Below are 17,060 nucleotides of genomic sequence, written 5' to 3' on the forward strand. Positions count from 1 at the left end.
CCTTCGCGTCACGTGTTATTCGGTTTCCAGATCGATATCGATGCCGAGGGAACGAATTTCCTTGATCAACACGTTGAAGGACTCGGGCATGCCCGGCTCCATACGGTGATCGCCATCCACGATGTTCTTGTACATCTTGGTACGGCCGTTCACGTCGTCCGACTTCACTGTGAGCATTTCTTGCAGAGTGTACGCAGCACCGTATGCTTCCAGTGCCCAGACCTCCATCTCCCCGAAACGCTGACCACCGAACTGCGCCTTACCACCCAGCGGCTGCTGGGTAACCAGGCTGTACGAACCAGTAGAACGAGCGTGCATCTTGTCGTCTACCAGGTGGTTCAGTTTCAGCATGTACATGTAGCCAACGGTAACTGGACGCTCGAACTTGTTGCCGGTACGGCCGTCAGTCAGTTGCATCTGGCCGCTTTCTGGCAGGTCCGCCAGTTTCAGCATGGCCTTGATTTCGCTTTCCTTGGCACCGTCGAACACCGGAGTGGCCATCGGCACACCGCCGCGCAGGTTGTTCGCCAGGTCCAGGATCTCCTGGTCGGAGAAGCTGTCCAGGTCTTCGTTGCGACCACCGATCTGGTTGTAGATCTCGTCCAGGAAAGTACGCAGTTCTGCGACCTTGCGCTGTTCTTCGACCATGCGGTTGATCTTCTCGCCCAGACCTTTGGCCGCCAGGCCAAGGTGAGTTTCGAGAATCTGACCAACGTTCATACGCGAAGGTACGCCCAGAGGGTTCAGTACGACATCGACCGGAGTACCGTTGGCGTCGTGCGGCATGTCTTCGACCGGCATGATCACGGAGACCACACCCTTGTTACCGTGGCGACCGGCCATCTTGTCACCAGGCTGGATACGACGACGGATTGCCAGGTAGACCTTGACGATTTTCAGCACGCCCGGAGCCAGGTCATCACCTTGCTGCAGCTTACGCTTCTTGTCTTCGAACTTGTCGTCCAGCAGGCGACGGCGATCGACGATGTAGGCCTGGGCCTTCTCGAGCTGCTCGTTCAGAGCATCTTCCGCCATGCGCAGCTTGAACCACTGGCCGCGCTCAAGACCATCGAGCACTTCGTCAGTGATGTCCTGCCCCTTCTTCAGGCCTGCACCACCTTCGGCCTTATGGCCGACCAGGGCGGCACGCAAACGTTCGAAGGTCGCGCCTTCTACGATGCGGAACTCTTCGTTCAGATCCTTGCGGATCTCGTCCAGCTGGCTCTTCTCGATCGACAGGGCACGCGAGTCACGCTCGACGCCGTCACGAGTGAAGACCTGAACGTCGATGACAGTACCTTTGGTACCGGTAGGTACGCGCAGGGAGGTGTCTTTAACGTCGCTGGCCTTTTCACCGAAGATCGCACGCAGCAGCTTCTCTTCCGGAGTCAGCTGGGTCTCGCCTTTCGGAGTGACCTTACCAACCAGGATGTCGCCGGCGCCGACTTCAGCACCCACATAAACGATACCAGCCTCGTCCAGCTTGTTCAGCGCAGCCTCACCCACGTTCGGGATGTCCGCGGTGATTTCCTCTGGGCCAAGCTTGGTGTCACGCGCCACGCAGGTCAGTTCCTGGATGTGGATCGTGGTGAAGCGGTCTTCTTGAACCACGCGCTCGGAGAGGCAGATGGAGTCTTCGAAGTTGAAGCCGTTCCATGCCATGAACGCGATGCGCATGTTCTGACCCAGCGCCAGTTCACCCATGTCGGTGGACGGACCGTCAGCCATGATGTCGCCACGCTGGACCTTGTCACCCTTGCTCACCAGCGGACGCTGGTTGATGCAAGTGTTCTGGTTCGAGCGGGTGTACTTGGTGAGGTTGTAGATATCCACACCAGCTTCACCAGTTTCGACCTCGTCATCAGCTACGCGAACGACGATACGGCTGGCATCAACCGAGTCGATCACGCCACCGCGGCGAGCAACCACGCAAACGCCGGAGTCACGGGCAACGTTGCGCTCCATGCCGGTACCTACCAGCGGCTTGTCGGCACGCAGGGTTGGCACAGCCTGACGCTGCATGTTGGAACCCATCAATGCACGGTTGGCGTCGTCGTGCTCCAGGAACGGAATCAGCGATGCTGCGACCGAAACTACCTGCTTAGGCGAAACGTCCATCAGGGTGACGTCTTCCGGCGCCTTGACGGTGAATTCGTTCAGGTGACGAACAGCTACCAGCTCATCGATCAGCTGGCCTTTTTCGTTCATGGTCGCCGAAGCCTGGGCGATCACATGATCGGCCTCTTCAATGGCGGACAGGAACACGATCTCGTCGGTTACCAGACCTTCCTTCACCACGCGATACGGGCTTTCCAGGAAGCCGTACTGGTTGGTGCGGGCATAGGCTGCCAGGGAGTTGATCAGACCGATGTTCGGACCTTCAGGCGTTTCGATCGGGCATACACGACCGTAGTGGGTCGGGTGTACGTCACGGACTTCGAAGCCTGCACGCTCACGGGTCAGACCGCCTGGGCCGAGTGCAGAAACACGGCGCTTGTGGGTGATCTCCGACAGCGGGTTATTCTGGTCCATGAACTGCGACAGCTGGCTGGAACCGAAGAACTCCTTCACAGCCGCAGCCACAGGCTTGGCATTGATCAGGTCCTGCGGCATCAGGCCTTCGCTTTCAGCCATCGACAGACGTTCCTTGACCGCGCGCTCAACACGCACCAGACCTACGCGGAACTGGTTCTCGGCCATCTCGCCTACGCAACGCACACGACGGTTACCCAGGTGGTCGATGTCGTCGACGATGCCTTTACCGTTACGGATGTCGACCAGGGTCTTCAGAACAGCAACGATGTCTTCCTTGCACAGCACGCCCGAACCTTCGATTTCGGTACGACCGATACGACGGTTGAACTTCATCCGGCCAACGGCGGAGAGGTCATAGCGCTCTGGGCTGAAGAACAGGTTGTTGAACAGAGTCTCGGCGGCGTCCTTGGTCGGCGGCTCACCAGGACGCATCATGCGATAGATCTCGACCAGTGCTTCCAGTTGGTTGCCGGTGGAGTCGATCTTCAACGTGTCGGAAATGAACGGACCACAGTCGATATCGTTGGTGTACAGGGTCTCGATGCGAACGACCTGAGCCTTGGCAATCTTTGCCAGCAGCTCGGTGTTCAGCTCGGTGTTGCACTCTGCCAGGATCTCACCGGTTGCCGGATGCACGATGGCCTTGGCGGTGGTACGGCCCAGGACGTAGTCCAGAGGCACGTCGAGTTCCTTGATACCGGCTTTTTCCAGCTGGTTGATATGACGAGCGGTGATACGACGACCTTGCTCGACAATAACCTTGCCTTTGTCGTCCTGGATATCCAGAACCGCTACTTCACCACGCAGGCGCTGAGGCACCAGCTCCAGGCTCAGGCTCTCGCCTTTCACGTGGAATACGTTAGTGGTGTAGAACGCGTCCAGCACTTCTTCAGTGGTGTAGCCCAGCGCACGCAGCAGTACCGAGGCAGGCAGCTTGCGACGACGGTCGATACGTACGAACACGCAGTCTTTCGGGTCGAACTCGAAGTCCAACCACGAACCGCGGTAAGGAATGATTCGCGCGGAGTACAGCAGTTTACCGGAGCTGTGCGTCTTGCCACGGTCGTGGTCGAAGAACACGCCAGGGGAACGGTGCAACTGGGAAACGATCACACGCTCGGTACCGTTGATAACGAAGGTACCGTTCTCAGTCATCAGGGGAATTTCACCCATGTAGACTTCTTGCTCTTTGATGTCCTTGATCGCTTTGTTCGACGATTCTTTGTCGAAAATGATCAGACGAACTTTTACCCGCAAAGGTACGGCGTAAGTTACACCACGCAACACGCATTCTTTGACATCAAATGCCGGCTCGCCCAGACGATAACCGACATACTCCAACGCAGCATTGCCGGAGTAGCTGATGATCGGGAAAACGGATTTGAAGGCCGCATGCAGGCCCACGTCGCGGAACTGATCTTTAGTCGCTCCCGCTTGCAAGAATTCACGATACGAATCCAGCTGGATGGCCAGGAGGTAAGGCACATCCATGACGTCCGGCAACTTGCTAAAGTCCTTGCGGATACGTTTTTTCTCAGTGTATGAGTAAGCCATCAGCGTTCCCCAGCTTGGTCACCTGCTTATTCGGCTGACCCCGACGGGGGCAGCCAGAAAATCGTGCAAACCCTTTGGTTTGCGCCACCGCACAGGGTGGGTTACAGCACGTTAAAGGCACCGACCCAGTCGGTAGCCAATAACGGAAAAAGGCCGGTGGCAAAAGCCACCAGCCATCAGCCGTTCGCTCAACGCTCGGGCTGGAGACACAAAGTCGATGCTTACTTGAGCTCGACTTTAGCGCCTGCTTCTTCCAGAGCTGCTTTGGCTTTGTCAGCGGCTTCTTTAGCAACGCCTTCCAGAACCATGCCAGGAGCGCCGTCAACTACAGCCTTGGCTTCTTTCAGGCCCAGACCGGTCAGTTCACGTACAGCCTTGATCACGTTCACTTTCTTATCGCCAGCGTCAGCCAGGATAACGTTGAACTCGGTTTGCTCTTCAACAACAGCAGCGGCAGCAGCTGGGCCAGCAGCGGCAACAGCAGCGGTAACGCCGAAGGTTTCTTCCATCGCTTTGATCAGCTCAACAACTTCCAGAACGGTTTTCTGGCCGATTGCTTCGATGATTTGCTCGTTAGTCAGAGACATGACTATAGATTCCTGTATTGGGGTGACAGCCTACGCAGCTATCAAATTAAACGTATGATTTAGAAAGAGCTTGCGGAGCCTTAGGCTGCAGCAGCTTCTTTCTGGTCGCGAATAGCCGCCAGAGTACGAGCCAGCTTGCTGGTAGCGCCTTGGATCACGCTCATCAGCTTCGCAATAGCCTCGTCGCGAGTTGGCAGCGAAGCCAACACGTCGATCTCGTTTGCTGCGAGGTACTTGCCCTCGAACGCAGCTGCCTTGATCTCGAACTTTTCCTGACCCTTTGCGAACTCTTTGAAAATACGAGCAGCAGCGCCCGGATGTTCCTTGGAGAATGCAATCAGGGTAGGGCCGACGAACGCGTCGTTGAGCACGTCATATTGAGTGCCTTCAACAGCGCGCTTCAGCAGGGTGTTACGTACAACGCGTACATAAACACCAGCTTCGCGGGCCTCTTTACGGAGTCCGGTCATAGCGCCTACTGTCACACCACGGGCATCAGCCACAACAGCGGACAGGGCAACTTTGGCAGCCTCGTTGACTTCAGCGACGATGGCCTTCTTGTCTTCGAGTTTAATTGCCACGGGTTTAACTCCTGCTTGTTACCGTTTCATCCAACCTGGGCTGGATGTCGTTTTGGTGTCTGATTCGGTAAGGAACCGGGAGCACCATCTGCGTAGGCTTGTGGTTTAAGACTTGCGTCGCCTACGGTCTTGGATAGCCCCCGCCAGGCAGGGACCCCAATTTTTTCAACTGACGCAATCGCTCGCGCCAGTTCGTATTTATACGTCCAGCGAGCTTTGGTCGATGACCAGGCCTGGGCCCATAGTGGTGCTCAGGGTAACGCGCTTCACGTAGATACCTTTCGAAGAAGCCGGCTTGATACGCTTCAGATCAGCGATCAGAGCTTCAACGTTCTCCTTCAGCTTGACGGCGTCGAAGCCGACCTTGCCAACGGAGGTGTGGATAATGCCGTTCTTGTCGGTACGATAGCGAACCTGACCAGCCTTGGCGTTTTTAACAGCCGAAGCGACGTCTGGAGTCACGGTACCTACTTTCGGGTTAGGCATCAGACCACGAGGACCCAGAACCTGACCCAGCTGACCCACAACGCGCATCGCGTCCGGAGAAGCGATAACCACGTCGTAGTTCAGGTCGCCGCCTTTCATTTCGGCAGCCAGTTCATCCATACCTACACGGTCAGCACCGGCAGCCAGAGCGGCTTCAGCAGCTGGACCCTGGGTAAACACAGCAACACGAACGGTCTTGCCAGTGCCGTGTGGCAGCACAGTAGCGCTGCGAACAACCTGGTCAGACTTACGTGGGTCTACGCCCAGGTTCACAGCTACGTCTACGGACTCGTTGAACTTAACGGTCGACAGTTCGGTCAGGAGAGCGGCGGCATCTACGAAATTGTAGGCTTTGCCTGCTTCAATCTTGCCGGCGATAGCCTTTTGGCGCTTGGTCAGCTTAGCCATTACACACCCTCCACGTTAAGGCCCATGCTACGAGCAGAACCGGCGATAGTACGCACGGCTGCATCCATATCAGCTGCGGTCAGATCAGCGTTTTTGGTTTTCGCGATCTCTTCCAGCTGAGCACGGGTAACAGTGCCAACCTTAACGGTATTCGGACGAGCGGAACCGCTAGTCAAACCAGCAGCCTTCTTCAGCAGAACCGAAGCGGGGGTGCTCTTGGTTTCGAAAGTGAAGCTACGGTCACTGTACACAGTGATGATCACTGGAGTCGGCAGACCTGGCTCAAGACCCTGAGTACGGGCGTTGAAGGCCTTGCAGAATTCCATGATGTTCACGCCGTGCTGACCCAGAGCTGGACCAACGGGCGGGCTTGGGTTGGCCTGAGCGGCCTTAACTTGCAGCTTGATGTAAGCAGTAATCTTCTTAGCCATGAGGCACTCCAATTACGGGTTCAGACGCCTAAAAAGGCTCCCCGGTTACTTGCGCGTTTATCCCAGTGACGACAAAACCCCACAGCCTAGGGCTGCGGGGTATGGGATTCTCGTTCAGTTATGCCTTTTCGACCTGACTGAACTCCAACTCTACCGGAGTAGAGCGACCGAAAATGAGCACAGCCACTTGGATCCGGCTCTTTTCGTAGTTAACCTCTTCGACCGTGCCATTGAAATCAGCGAACGGACCGTCAGTAACCCGGACCACCTCACCTGGCTCAAACAGGGTCTTAGGTTTGGGCTTGTCGCTACCATCAGCGACACGACGCAGAATTGCTTCCGCTTCCTTATCAGTGATCGGCGCCGGCTTGTCAGCGGTACCACCAATAAAGCCCATTACACGAGGAGTATCCTTGACCAAGTGCCAAGTACCCTCATTCATATCCATCTGGACAAGCACATAACCAGGGAAGAATTTACGCTCACTCTTGCGCTTCTGGCCGTTGCGCATCTCAACCACTTCTTCAGTGGGGACCAGAATTTCGCCGAAGCCATCTTCCATGCCAGCCAGCTTCACACGCTCGATCAGCGAGCGCATTACATGCTTCTCGTAACCCGAGTAAGCATGCACAACGTACCAACGCTTAGCCACGGGACACCCTTAGCCAACAATCAAGGAAACGATCCAACCCAGAAGGGAGTCAAGCCCCCACAACAGCAACGCCATAACCAAAACTACAGCCACGACAATCAGCGTGGTCTGAGTGGTTTCTTGACGGGTTGGCCATACGACTTTACGAATCTCAGTGCGAGCTTCTTTAACCAGGACAAAGAACGACTTGCCTTTTGCAGTTTGCAGACCCACGAAGGCAGCAACAGCAGCAATAACAAGCAGCGCCAGGACGCGGTACAGGATCGGCAGACCAGAATAATACTGATTACCAACAACACCAACGACCACCAAAGCGACAACAACGAGCCACTTCAGCAGATCGAAGCGAGAACCTTGAGCTTCAGCCTTAGGAGTCATCTATGAAGATCCTGTGAAAAGAAAGCCAGACACATTGAGTGAATCTGGCAGGTCAGGAGGGAATCGAACCCCCAACCTACGGTTTTGGAGACCGTCGCTCTGCCAATTGAGCTACTGACCTAAAAACAAAATCAGGCCGACCATTATATCGGCCTGACGGGGACTTTGCAAGAACTTACTCGATGACTTTGGCTACGACGCCAGCGCCGACGGTACGACCGCCTTCACGGATAGCGAAACGCAGACCATCTTCCATCGCGATGGTTTTGATCAGAGTGACAGTCATCTGGATGTTGTCACCTGGCATTACCATTTCAACGCCTTCTGGCAGTTCGCAGTTACCGGTCACGTCAGTAGTACGGAAGTAGAACTGTGGACGATAGCCTTTGAAGAACGGAGTATGACGGCCGCCTTCTTCTTTGCTCAGAACGTAAACTTCAGCAGTGAACTTGGTGTGCGGCTTAACGGTACCCGGCTTAACCAGAACCTGGCCACGCTCAACGTCGTCACGCTTAGTGCCACGCAGCAGAACGCCGCAGTTCTCACCAGCACGACCTTCGTCCAGCAGCTTGCGGAACATTTCAACGCCGGTGCAGGTAGTTTTCTGAGTATCGCGCAGACCCACGATCTCAACTTCTTCCTGGATGCGAACGATGCCACGCTCAACACGGCCAGTTACCACGGTGCCACGACCGGAGATCGAGAACACGTCTTCGATTGGCATCAGGAACGGCTTGTCGATAGCACGCTCTGGCTCTGGGATGTAGGTGTCCAGAGTTTCTACCAGACGCTTAACAGCGGTGGTACCCATTTCGTTGTCGTCTTGGCCGTTCAGAGCCATCAGAGCCGAACCGATGATGATCGGAGTGTCATCACCTGGGAAGTCGTAAGTGCTCAGCAGATCGCGCACTTCCATCTCAACCAGTTCCAGCAGCTCAGCGTCGTCAACCATGTCAGCCTTGTTCAGGAAGACAACGATGTACGGAACGCCTACCTGGCGGGACAGCAGGATGTGCTCACGAGTTTGTGGCATCGGACCATCGGCAGCCGAGCAAACCAGGATCGCGCCGTCCATCTGGGCAGCACCAGTGATCATGTTTTTTACGTAGTCGGCGTGACCCGGGCAGTCAACGTGCGCGTAGTGACGAATGTTCGAATCGTACTCTACGTGCGCAGTGTTGATGGTGATACCACGAGCTTTTTCTTCTGGAGCGCTGTCGATCTTGTCGAAGTCAACACGAGCCGAACCGAAAACTTCGGAGCAAACGCGAGTCAGAGCAGCGGTCAAAGTGGTTTTACCGTGGTCAACGTGACCGATAGTACCCACGTTAACGTGCGGCTTATTACGTTCGAACTTTTCCTTAGCCATCGAAGTCACCCCTAGGAGAAGAATTAAGCAAGTCACCCAAGCCATTAAAACAAAGGCAGATATTTTCATATCTGCCTTGTTATATGGAGCTCTTGAGCGGATTTGAACCGCTGACCTCACCCTTACCAAGGGTGTGCTCTACCAACTGAGCTACAAGAGCGTAACACCTTGCAAAACCTGCAAACTTGGAGCGGGTAGCGGGAATCGAACCCGCATCATCAGCTTGGAAGGCTGAGGTTCTACCACTAAACTATACCCGCGGAGCCTGCAGCTCTCGCTAAATCTGGTGGAGGGGGAAGGATTCGAACCTTCGAAGTCGTAGACGTCAGATTTACAGTCTGATCCCTTTGGCCGCTCGGGAACCCCTCCTAAGCGAGGCGACATTCTACATCATGCCACCCTTCTGTCAAGCATTTTCTCAATTAAATCTTGAGGTTAGCTGCATTGACGCTGCCCTGCTGCTTTAACCTCTAGAGGTCTTCGCTGCGGAGCGGGCGCCATTCTATGCAACCTATTCGACAGTTGCAACCCCCTCGCAGGGCATTATTTTATGTTTTAACTCATTGAATTCCTTAGCAAGGTTCTGGAGCTGGGAATCATCCAGTAAATGCTTGCTTTCAGGGGCAATGCGCAACCAGAAGCCCGGCGCTGTAGCAATACTCAAAGACTGCAGGCGAGCCTCCACCCCAAAACCTACCAGGCGCTGCTCAAGAGATAAAGCAGGCTCTCGACGAACAAAACCACCAAGATAGAGGCACCCCGCATCAACCTGCGCTCCTTTTCCTCTATCCCGTCTCTCCACCGATTCTGCAGACTCGCTCAGCAAACGGATATCCTGCTGGTCACCCCGATACAACGACAAAGGCATGACTTCTTTTGCACGAAGCGGCGCTTCCTGCTGATGCCAGATGTAGTAAAAGCCATTGAGGACCAACAACAAAAGAAACAGCCAGCGCATAAAAACCTCAGGAGAAGGAGCAAGGCTGCTCCTAACATAGATCAGACAAAATACCTGGAGGCGCCCGCGGGAGCAGCGCTTCACTATTATGGAGACCCGCTCCAGCTAATAATTGAACATCCCCCAGGCCAAATGCATCCAATCTTAACTGGAGGAGCGCGCGGGCTAGTCCCCAAAAGCGCCCAGCGCTCGGAGGGCGGCCCCCAACCGTACAGAGCGGCTCGGCTTCTAGCCTGGCGATCAGGACTCGCCGTGCAGCCTCAAGCTGAGTTCACCACCACTGAATACCTTCTCCTCACCAGCAACACTCAAGCGCAAGGCACCCTGTCTATCGATGCCCAATACAGTACCGATAACACTGTGCGCCCCCGCAATGAGGCTCACTGAGCGCCCCTGCCAAAGGTGGTGTCTTTCCCACTCTTCCTGGATAGCGGCGAAACCTTCAGAGCGGTGACGCTCCAGGTAACCCGCTAAAACCTCATTCAAACGGGCAATCAGATAATTGCGATCGATCAACTTGCCAGACTGAAGTCTGACCGAGGTCCATTCTTGATCAACCTCCTCGGTCAACTGCATATTCACATTAATCCCGATCCCCAGGACCACGTGGCACACGTCTGCCGGGTCTCCAACCAGCTCCAAAAGAACTCCGGCAATCTTCTTTTGACCAACCAGGACGTCATTTGGCCACTTCAATCCAGCCCCTGGCACTCCACATTCTTTGAGGGTATGCATAACAGCCAGCCCGACAACCAGGCTAAGCCCTTCAAGCTGACGCATCCCACGCTCAATACGCAGCACAAGGCTGTAATAGATGTTCTCTGCAAAGGGGCTCACCCACTTACGACCTCGTCGACCACGCCCTGCAGTCTGGCGCTCTGCCAATACAAGGAGCGGTGCTTGAGTTCCGCGCTCGATAGAGCGCAAGGCCTCGGCATTCGTAGAGTCGATTGAGTCGTGGATCTGAATACACCAGGCATCGTTTGAAGAGTGCTGGGAAATATCTAAAGAGCTAAGCAAGGCAATTGGAGAGGCCAATTGATATCCCCGGCCTCGCACCTTATGTACGACAAGGCCCAACTCGGCCTCAAGGAGCTGCAACTGTTTCCAGATAGCGCTACGACTAACACCCAATGCTTCCCCAAGGGCTTGCCCCGAGTGAAAGCGCCCATCCTTAAGAAGCTCTAACAACGTTGACATCAGGTTCCGCCTCACAGTGAGGCAGGCATCATAGCCATGCCAAGGTTCATTGCATAGAAATCACCGCGGTGGATCCTGCTGAGTACGACCATGGGATTTCGGAACAAAATGCCCGCCAGAAGAAGGATAGGTACTTGCCTGAGCCAGGTCAGCCCGGCAAGTGCCGGGCCACTCTGCTAGTTTTCGTTCGCGCAAAGACAAAACCCCAACTGCTTTCGCAGTTGGGGTTTCGGAATTTAATCTTGACGATGACCTACTCTCACATGGGGAAACCCCACACTACCATCGGCGATGCATCGTTTCACTGCTGAGTTCGGGATGGGATCAGGTGGTTCCAATGCTCTATGGTCGTCAAGAAATTCTGTAGCTGAGCCGTTGTTTGGGCAACGTTCCAGCGAATGGGTATGTAATAGGTTTGTGTGTCAAACTTTCGGTTGGTCATCTTCACACACCGCAATCTGGTCTCTGTCGAGTTCGCAAATTGCTTGGGTGTTATATGGTCAAGCCTCACGGGCAATTAGTATTGGTTAGCTCAACGCCTCACAGCGCTTACACACCCAACCTATCAACGTCGTAGTCTTCGACGGCCCTTTAGGGGATTCAAGATCCCAGTGAGATCTCATCTTGAGGCAAGTTTCCCGCTTAGATGCTTTCAGCGGTTATCTTTTCCGAACATAGCTACCCGGCAATGCCACTGGCGTGACAACCGGAACACCAGAGGTTCGTCCACTCCGGTCCTCTCGTACTAGGAGCAGCCCCTCTCAAATCTCAAACGTCCACGGCAGATAGGGACCGAACTGTCTCACGACGTTCTAAACCCAGCTCGCGTACCACTTTAAATGGCGAACAGCCATACCCTTGGGACCGGCTTCAGCCCCAGGATGTGATGAGCCGACATCGAGGTGCCAAACACCGCCGTCGATATGAACTCTTGGGCGGTATCAGCCTGTTATCCCCGGAGTACCTTTTATCCGTTGAGCGATGGCCCTTCCATACAGAACCACCGGATCACTAAGACCTACTTTCGTACCTGCTCGACGTGTTTGTCTCGCAGTCAAGCGCGCTTTTGCCTTTATACTCTGCGACCGATTTCCGACCGGTCTGAGCGCACCTTCGTACTCCTCCGTTACTCTTTAGGAGGAGACCGCCCCAGTCAAACTACCCACCATACACTGTCCTCGATCCGGATAACGGACCTGAGTTAGAACCTCAAGGTTGCCAGGGTGGTATTTCAAGGATGGCTCCATGAGAACTGGCGTCCCCACTTCAAAGCCTCCCACCTATCCTACACAAGCAAGCTCAAAGTCCAGTGCAAAGCTATAGTAAAGGTTCACGGGGTCTTTCCGTCTAGCCGCGGATACACTGCATCTTCACAGCGATTTCAATTTCACTGAGTCTCGGGTGGAGACAGCGCCGCCATCGTTACGCCATTCGTGCAGGTCGGAACTTACCCGACAAGGAATTTCGCTACCTTAGGACCGTTATAGTTACGGCCGCCGTTTACCGGGGCTTCGATCAAGAGCTTCGCTTGCGCTAACCCCATCAATTAACCTTCCGGCACCGGGCAGGCGTCACACCCTATACGTCCACTTTCGTGTTTGCAGAGTGCTGTGTTTTTAATAAACAGTCGCAGCGGCCTGGTATCTTCGACCGGCATGGGCTTACGGAGCAAGTCCTTCACCCTCACCGGCGCACCTTCTCCCGAAGTTACGGTGCCATTTTGCCTAGTTCCTTCACCCGAGTTCTCTCAAGCGCCTTGGTATTCTCTACCTAACCACCTGTGTCGGTTTGGGGTACGGTTCCTGGTTATCTGAAGCTTAGAAGCTTTTCTTGGAAGCATGGCATCAACCACTTCGTCACCTAAAAGGTAACTCGTCATCAGCTCTCGGCCTTGAAATCCCGGATTTTCCTAAGATTTCAGCCTACCACCTTAAACTTGGACAACCAACGCCAAGCTGGCCTAGCCTTCTCCGTCCCTCCATCGCAATAACCAGAAGTACAGGAATATTAACCTGTTTTCCATCGACTACGCTTTTCAGCCTCGCCTTAGGGACCGACTAACCCTGCGTCGATTAACGTTGCGCAGGAAACCTTGGTCTTTCGGCGTGCGAGTTTTTCACTCGCATTGTCGTTACTCATGTCAGCATTCGCACTTCTGATACCTCCAGCAAGCTTCTCAACTCACCTTCACAGGCTTACAGAACGCTCCTCTACCGCATCACTTACGTGATACCCGTAGCTTCGGTGTATGGTTTGAGCCCCGTTACATCTTCCGCGCAGGCCGACTCGACTAGTGAGCTATTACGCTTTCTTTAAAGGATGGCTGCTTCTAAGCCAACCTCCTAGCTGTCTAAGCCTTCCCACATCGTTTCCCACTTAACCATAACTTTGGGACCTTAGCTGACGGTCTGGGTTGTTTCCCTTTTCACGACGGACGTTAGCACCCGCCGTGTGTCTCCCATGCTCGGCACTTCTAGGTATTCGGAGTTTGCATCGGTTTGGTAAGTCGGGATGACCCCCTAGCCGAAACAGTGCTCTACCCCCTAGAGTGATACATGAGGCGCTACCTAAATAGCTTTCGAGGAGAACCAGCTATCTCCGAGCTTGATTAGCCTTTCACTCCGATCCACAGGTCATCCGCTAACTTTTCAACGGTAGTCGGTTCGGTCCTCCAGTCAGTGTTACCTAACCTTCAACCTGCCCATGGATAGATCGCCCGGTTTCGGGTCTATACCCAGCGACTAAACGCCCTATTAAGACTCGCTTTCGCTACGCCTCCCCTATTCGGTTAAGCTTGCCACTGAATATAAGTCGCTGACCCATTATACAAAAGGTACGCAGTCACAGAACAAAGTCTGCTCCCACTGCTTGTACGCATACGGTTTCAGGATCTATTTCACTCCCCTCTCCGGGGTTCTTTTCGCCTTTCCCTCACGGTACTAGTTCACTATCGGTCAGTCAGTAGTATTTAGCCTTGGAGGATGGTCCCCCCATATTCAGACAAGGTTTCTCGTGCCCCGTCCTACTCGATTTCACTTCTAAGATCCTTTCGCGTACAGGGCTATCACCCACTATGGCCGCACTTTCCAGAGCGTTCCGCTAAAATCAAAGAAGCTTAAGGGCTAGTCCCCGTTCGCTCGCCACTACTAAGGGAATCTCGGTTGATTTCTTTTCCTCAGGGTACTTAGATGTTTCAGTTCCCCTGGTTCGCCTCTTGCACCTATGTATTCAGTGCAAGATAACCATCTTATGATGGTTGGGTTCCCCCATTCAGAGATCTCCGGATCAAAGTCTGTTTGCCGACTCCCCGAAGCTTATCGCAGGCTACCACGTCTTTCATCGCCTCTGACTGCCAAGGCATCCACCGTATGCGCTTCTTCACTTGACCATATAACCCCAAGCAATCTGGTTATACTGTGAAGACGACATTCGCCGAAAGTTTGAATTCACAAACTTTACCTTAGCCTGATCCACTACCAGTGAAAGTAGTGTTCAGTCTATCTTTCTATCACATACCCAAATTTTTAAAGAACGATCTAATCAAAAGACTAGAAATCAACATTCGATTTGAATGCTCATTTCTAAGCTTTCAGAAGCAGTTTATGGTGGAGCCAAGCGGGATCGAACCGCTGACCTCCTGCGTGCAAGGCAGGCGCTCTCCCAGCTGAGCTATGGCCCCATAACAAAATTGGTGGGTCTGGGCAGATTCGAACTGCCGACCTCACCCTTATCAGGGGTGCGCTCTAACCAACTGAGCTACAGACCCAATTTCGAGCTTGTAACTGTTAGCTTGGAGCTATCAGCTTGGAGCTTAAAGCTGCTTCTATCGTCTTCTTCAATGAATCAAGCAATTCGTGTGGGAGCTTATGAAGCAGCTGATGTCGTCGATTAAGGAGGTGATCCAGCCGCAGGTTCCCCTACGGCTACCTTGTTACGACTTCACCCCAGTCATGAATCACACCGTGGTAACCGTCCTCCCGAAGGTTAGACTAGCTACTTCTGGTGCAACCCACTCCCATGGTGTGACGGGCGGTGTGTACAAGGCCCGGGAACGTATTCACCGCGACATTCTGATTCGCGATTACTAGCGATTCCGACTTCACGCAGTCGAGTTGCAGACTGCGATCCGGACTACGATCGGTTTTGTGGGATTAGCTCCACCTCGCGGCTTGGCAACCCTCTGTACCGACCATTGTAGCACGTGTGTAGCCCAGGCCGTAAGGGCCATGATGACTTGACGTCATCCCCACCTTCCTCCGGTTTGTCACCGGCAGTCTCCTTAGAGTGCCCACCATAACGTGCTGGTAACTAAGGACAAGGGTTGCGCTCGTTACGGGACTTAACCCAACATCTCACGACACGAGCTGACGACAGCCATGCAGCACCTGTGTCAGAGTTCCCGAAGGCACCAATCCATCTCTGGAAAGTTCTCTGCATGTCAAGGCCTGGTAAGGTTCTTCGCGTTGCTTCGAATTAAACCACATGCTCCACCGCTTGTGCGGGCCCCCGTCAATTCATTTGAGTTTTAACCTTGCGGCCGTACTCCCCAGGCGGTCAACTTAATGCGTTAGCTGCGCCACTAAAGTCTCAAGGACCCCAACGGCTAGTTGACATCGTTTACGGCGTGGACTACCAGGGTATCTAATCCTGTTTGCTCCCCACGCTTTCGCACCTCAGTGTCAGTATCAGTCCAGGTGGTCGCCTTCGCCACTGGTGTTCCTTCCTATATCTACGCATTTCACCGCTACACAGGAAATTCCACCACCCTCTACCATACTCTAGCTTGCCAGTTTTGGATGCAGTTCCCAGGTTGAGCCCGGGGCTTTCACATCCAACTTAACAAACCACCTACGCGCGCTTTACGCCCAGTAATTCCGATTAACGCTTGCACCCTCTGTATTACCGCGGCTGCTGGCACAGAGTTAGCCGGTGCTTATTCTGTCGGTAACGTCAAAACAGCAAGATATTAGCTTACTGCCCTTCCTCCCAACTTAAAGTGCTTTACAATCCGAAGACCTTCTTCACACACGCGGCATGGCTGGATCAGGCTTTCGCCCATTGTCCAATATTCCCCACTGCTGCCTCCCGTAGGAGTCTGGACCGTGTCTCAGTTCCAGTGTGACTGATCATCCTCTCAGACCAGTTACGGATCGTCGCCTTGGTGAGCCATTACCTCACCAACTAGCTAATCCGACCTAGGCTCATCTGATAGCGCAAGGCCCGAAGGTCCCCTGCTTTCTCCCGTAGGACGTATGCGGTATTAGCGTCCCTTTCGAAACGTTATCCCCCACTACCAGGCAGATTCCTAGGCATTACTCACCCGTCCGCCGCTAAATCCGTGAGCAAGCTCACTTCATCCGCTCGACTTGCATGTGTTAGGCCTGCCGCCAGCGTTCAATCTGAGCCATGATCAAACTCTTCAGTTCAATACTGCTTGGGTTTTTAAGAAACCCTAAACTTGGCTCAGCAATCTCAAATGACTATGTGATTTCTCGCATGGTCACTCGTGATGCTGATAATCTTTTTGACTATCAGTCTGACTACACAAGCACCCACACGAATTGCTTGATTCAGTTGTTAAAGAGCGGTTGGTTAAGATCTTTCGTCTCAACCGAGGCGCGCATTCTACAGCAGCCTCATTTGCTGTCAAGTGATTTTTTTAAGAAGTTTTCAAAGTTTCCTTTGTAACTTCAACCACTTGCGCTTTCGATCTCTCGTTAGCGGGAGGCGAATTCTACAGCGTTACACGCTGCTGTCAACACCTCTTTTTAACCGCTTTCGATCGAGAGGATCGAAACGCTAACAAGGCTACTTTCGCTGCCTTATCAGCTCCTTTCGGACTTCGATGAACTGAAGCGTGACCGCTGCCGAAATCTTCGTAACTCGTTGAATTTCAAGGAGTTTTCCGTTTCGACTGCGCC

Annotated in this window: 10 protein-coding genes, 6 tRNA genes and 3 rRNA genes; all 19 read right to left on the bottom strand. The window is 53.8% G+C overall.

What is annotated here, in order from left to right; genetic code table 11:
* Nucleotides 1-15 precede the first annotated feature (15 nt).
* The 19 genes from rpoB to C4K40_RS28355 all read right to left on the bottom strand — a co-directional run bounded on the left by rpoB (nt 16) and on the right by C4K40_RS28355 (nt 16,565).
* Complete coding sequence (rpoB, locus tag C4K40_RS28265; RefSeq protein WP_053138916.1) at nt 16-4,089, bottom strand: DNA-directed RNA polymerase subunit beta; 4,074 nt, start codon at nt 4,087-4,089, stop codon at nt 16-18.
* Nucleotides 4,090-4,310: 221 nt separating this feature from the next.
* On the bottom strand, nt 4,311-4,676 hold the full coding sequence (gene rplL, locus C4K40_RS28270; RefSeq protein WP_053138913.1) for a 50S ribosomal protein L7/L12: 366 nt from the start codon (nt 4,674-4,676) through the stop codon (nt 4,311-4,313).
* A gap of 80 nt (nt 4,677-4,756) precedes the next feature.
* A complete protein-coding gene (rplJ, locus tag C4K40_RS28275) occupies nt 4,757-5,257 on the bottom strand; it encodes a 50S ribosomal protein L10 (protein ID WP_053138910.1) in 501 nt (166 codons plus the stop codon).
* A 198-nt stretch (nt 5,258-5,455) separates the two neighbouring features.
* Nucleotides 5,456-6,151 carry a 50S ribosomal protein L1 gene (rplA, locus tag C4K40_RS28280; protein WP_053138906.1) on the bottom strand — a complete coding sequence of 232 codons (696 nt, stop codon included), beginning with the start codon at nt 6,149-6,151 and terminating at the stop codon, nt 5,456-5,458.
* Nucleotides 6,151-6,582: a 50S ribosomal protein L11 gene (gene rplK / locus C4K40_RS28285; protein WP_003176435.1), complete on the bottom strand. Its 432-nt coding sequence runs from the start codon at nt 6,580-6,582 to the stop codon at nt 6,151-6,153. Before rplK ends, rplA begins: the two co-directional genes overlap by 1 nt.
* Nucleotides 6,583-6,700: 118 nt before the next feature.
* Nucleotides 6,701-7,234, bottom strand: a complete 534-nt coding sequence (gene nusG / locus C4K40_RS28290) for a transcription termination/antitermination protein NusG (RefSeq protein WP_002555501.1) — start codon at nt 7,232-7,234, stop codon at nt 6,701-6,703.
* A gap of 9 nt (nt 7,235-7,243) precedes the next feature.
* A complete protein-coding gene (gene secE / locus C4K40_RS28295; protein WP_053138903.1) occupies nt 7,244-7,612 on the bottom strand; it encodes a preprotein translocase subunit SecE in 369 nt (122 codons plus the stop codon).
* Nucleotides 7,613-7,657: 45 nt separating this feature from the next.
* Nucleotides 7,658-7,733, bottom strand: a tRNA-Trp gene (locus C4K40_RS28300).
* 54 nt (nt 7,734-7,787) lie between these two features.
* Complete coding sequence (gene tuf, locus C4K40_RS28305; protein WP_011063776.1) at nt 7,788-8,981, bottom strand: elongation factor Tu; 1,194 nt, start codon at nt 8,979-8,981, stop codon at nt 7,788-7,790.
* A gap of 84 nt (nt 8,982-9,065) precedes the next feature.
* Nucleotides 9,066-9,141 (bottom strand) — tRNA-Thr (locus C4K40_RS28310).
* A 26-nt stretch (nt 9,142-9,167) separates the two neighbouring features.
* A tRNA-Gly gene (locus C4K40_RS28315) sits at nt 9,168-9,241 on the bottom strand.
* A gap of 24 nt (nt 9,242-9,265) precedes the next feature.
* Nucleotides 9,266-9,350 (bottom strand) — tRNA-Tyr (locus C4K40_RS28320).
* Nucleotides 9,351-9,492: 142 nt separating this feature from the next.
* On the bottom strand, nt 9,493-9,939 hold the full coding sequence (locus C4K40_RS28325) for a hypothetical protein (RefSeq protein WP_053138938.1): 447 nt from the start codon (nt 9,937-9,939) through the stop codon (nt 9,493-9,495).
* Nucleotides 9,940-10,179: 240 nt separating this feature from the next.
* Complete coding sequence (gene birA, locus C4K40_RS28330; RefSeq protein ID WP_053138935.1) at nt 10,180-11,139, bottom strand: bifunctional biotin--[acetyl-CoA-carboxylase] ligase/biotin operon repressor BirA; 960 nt, start codon at nt 11,137-11,139, stop codon at nt 10,180-10,182.
* A 240-nt stretch (nt 11,140-11,379) separates the two neighbouring features.
* A 5S ribosomal RNA gene (rrf, locus tag C4K40_RS28335) occupies nt 11,380-11,495 on the bottom strand.
* Nucleotides 11,496-11,635: 140 nt separating this feature from the next.
* Nucleotides 11,636-14,527, bottom strand: a 23S ribosomal RNA gene (locus C4K40_RS28340).
* A gap of 215 nt (nt 14,528-14,742) precedes the next feature.
* Nucleotides 14,743-14,818, bottom strand: a tRNA-Ala gene (locus tag C4K40_RS28345).
* Between the two features lie 10 nt (nt 14,819-14,828).
* Nucleotides 14,829-14,905, bottom strand: a tRNA-Ile gene (locus C4K40_RS28350).
* A gap of 123 nt (nt 14,906-15,028) precedes the next feature.
* Nucleotides 15,029-16,565: ribosomal RNA gene (locus C4K40_RS28355) — 16S ribosomal RNA — on the bottom strand.
* Together the 16S, 23S and 5S rRNA genes with 2 tRNA genes alongside form the textbook arrangement of a ribosomal RNA operon.
* Between the last annotated feature and the right edge of the window lie 495 nt (nt 16,566-17,060).

The organism is Pseudomonas sp. CMR5c (assembly GCF_003850545.1).
Taxonomy (GTDB): domain Bacteria; phylum Pseudomonadota; class Gammaproteobacteria; order Pseudomonadales; family Pseudomonadaceae; genus Aquipseudomonas; species Aquipseudomonas piscis.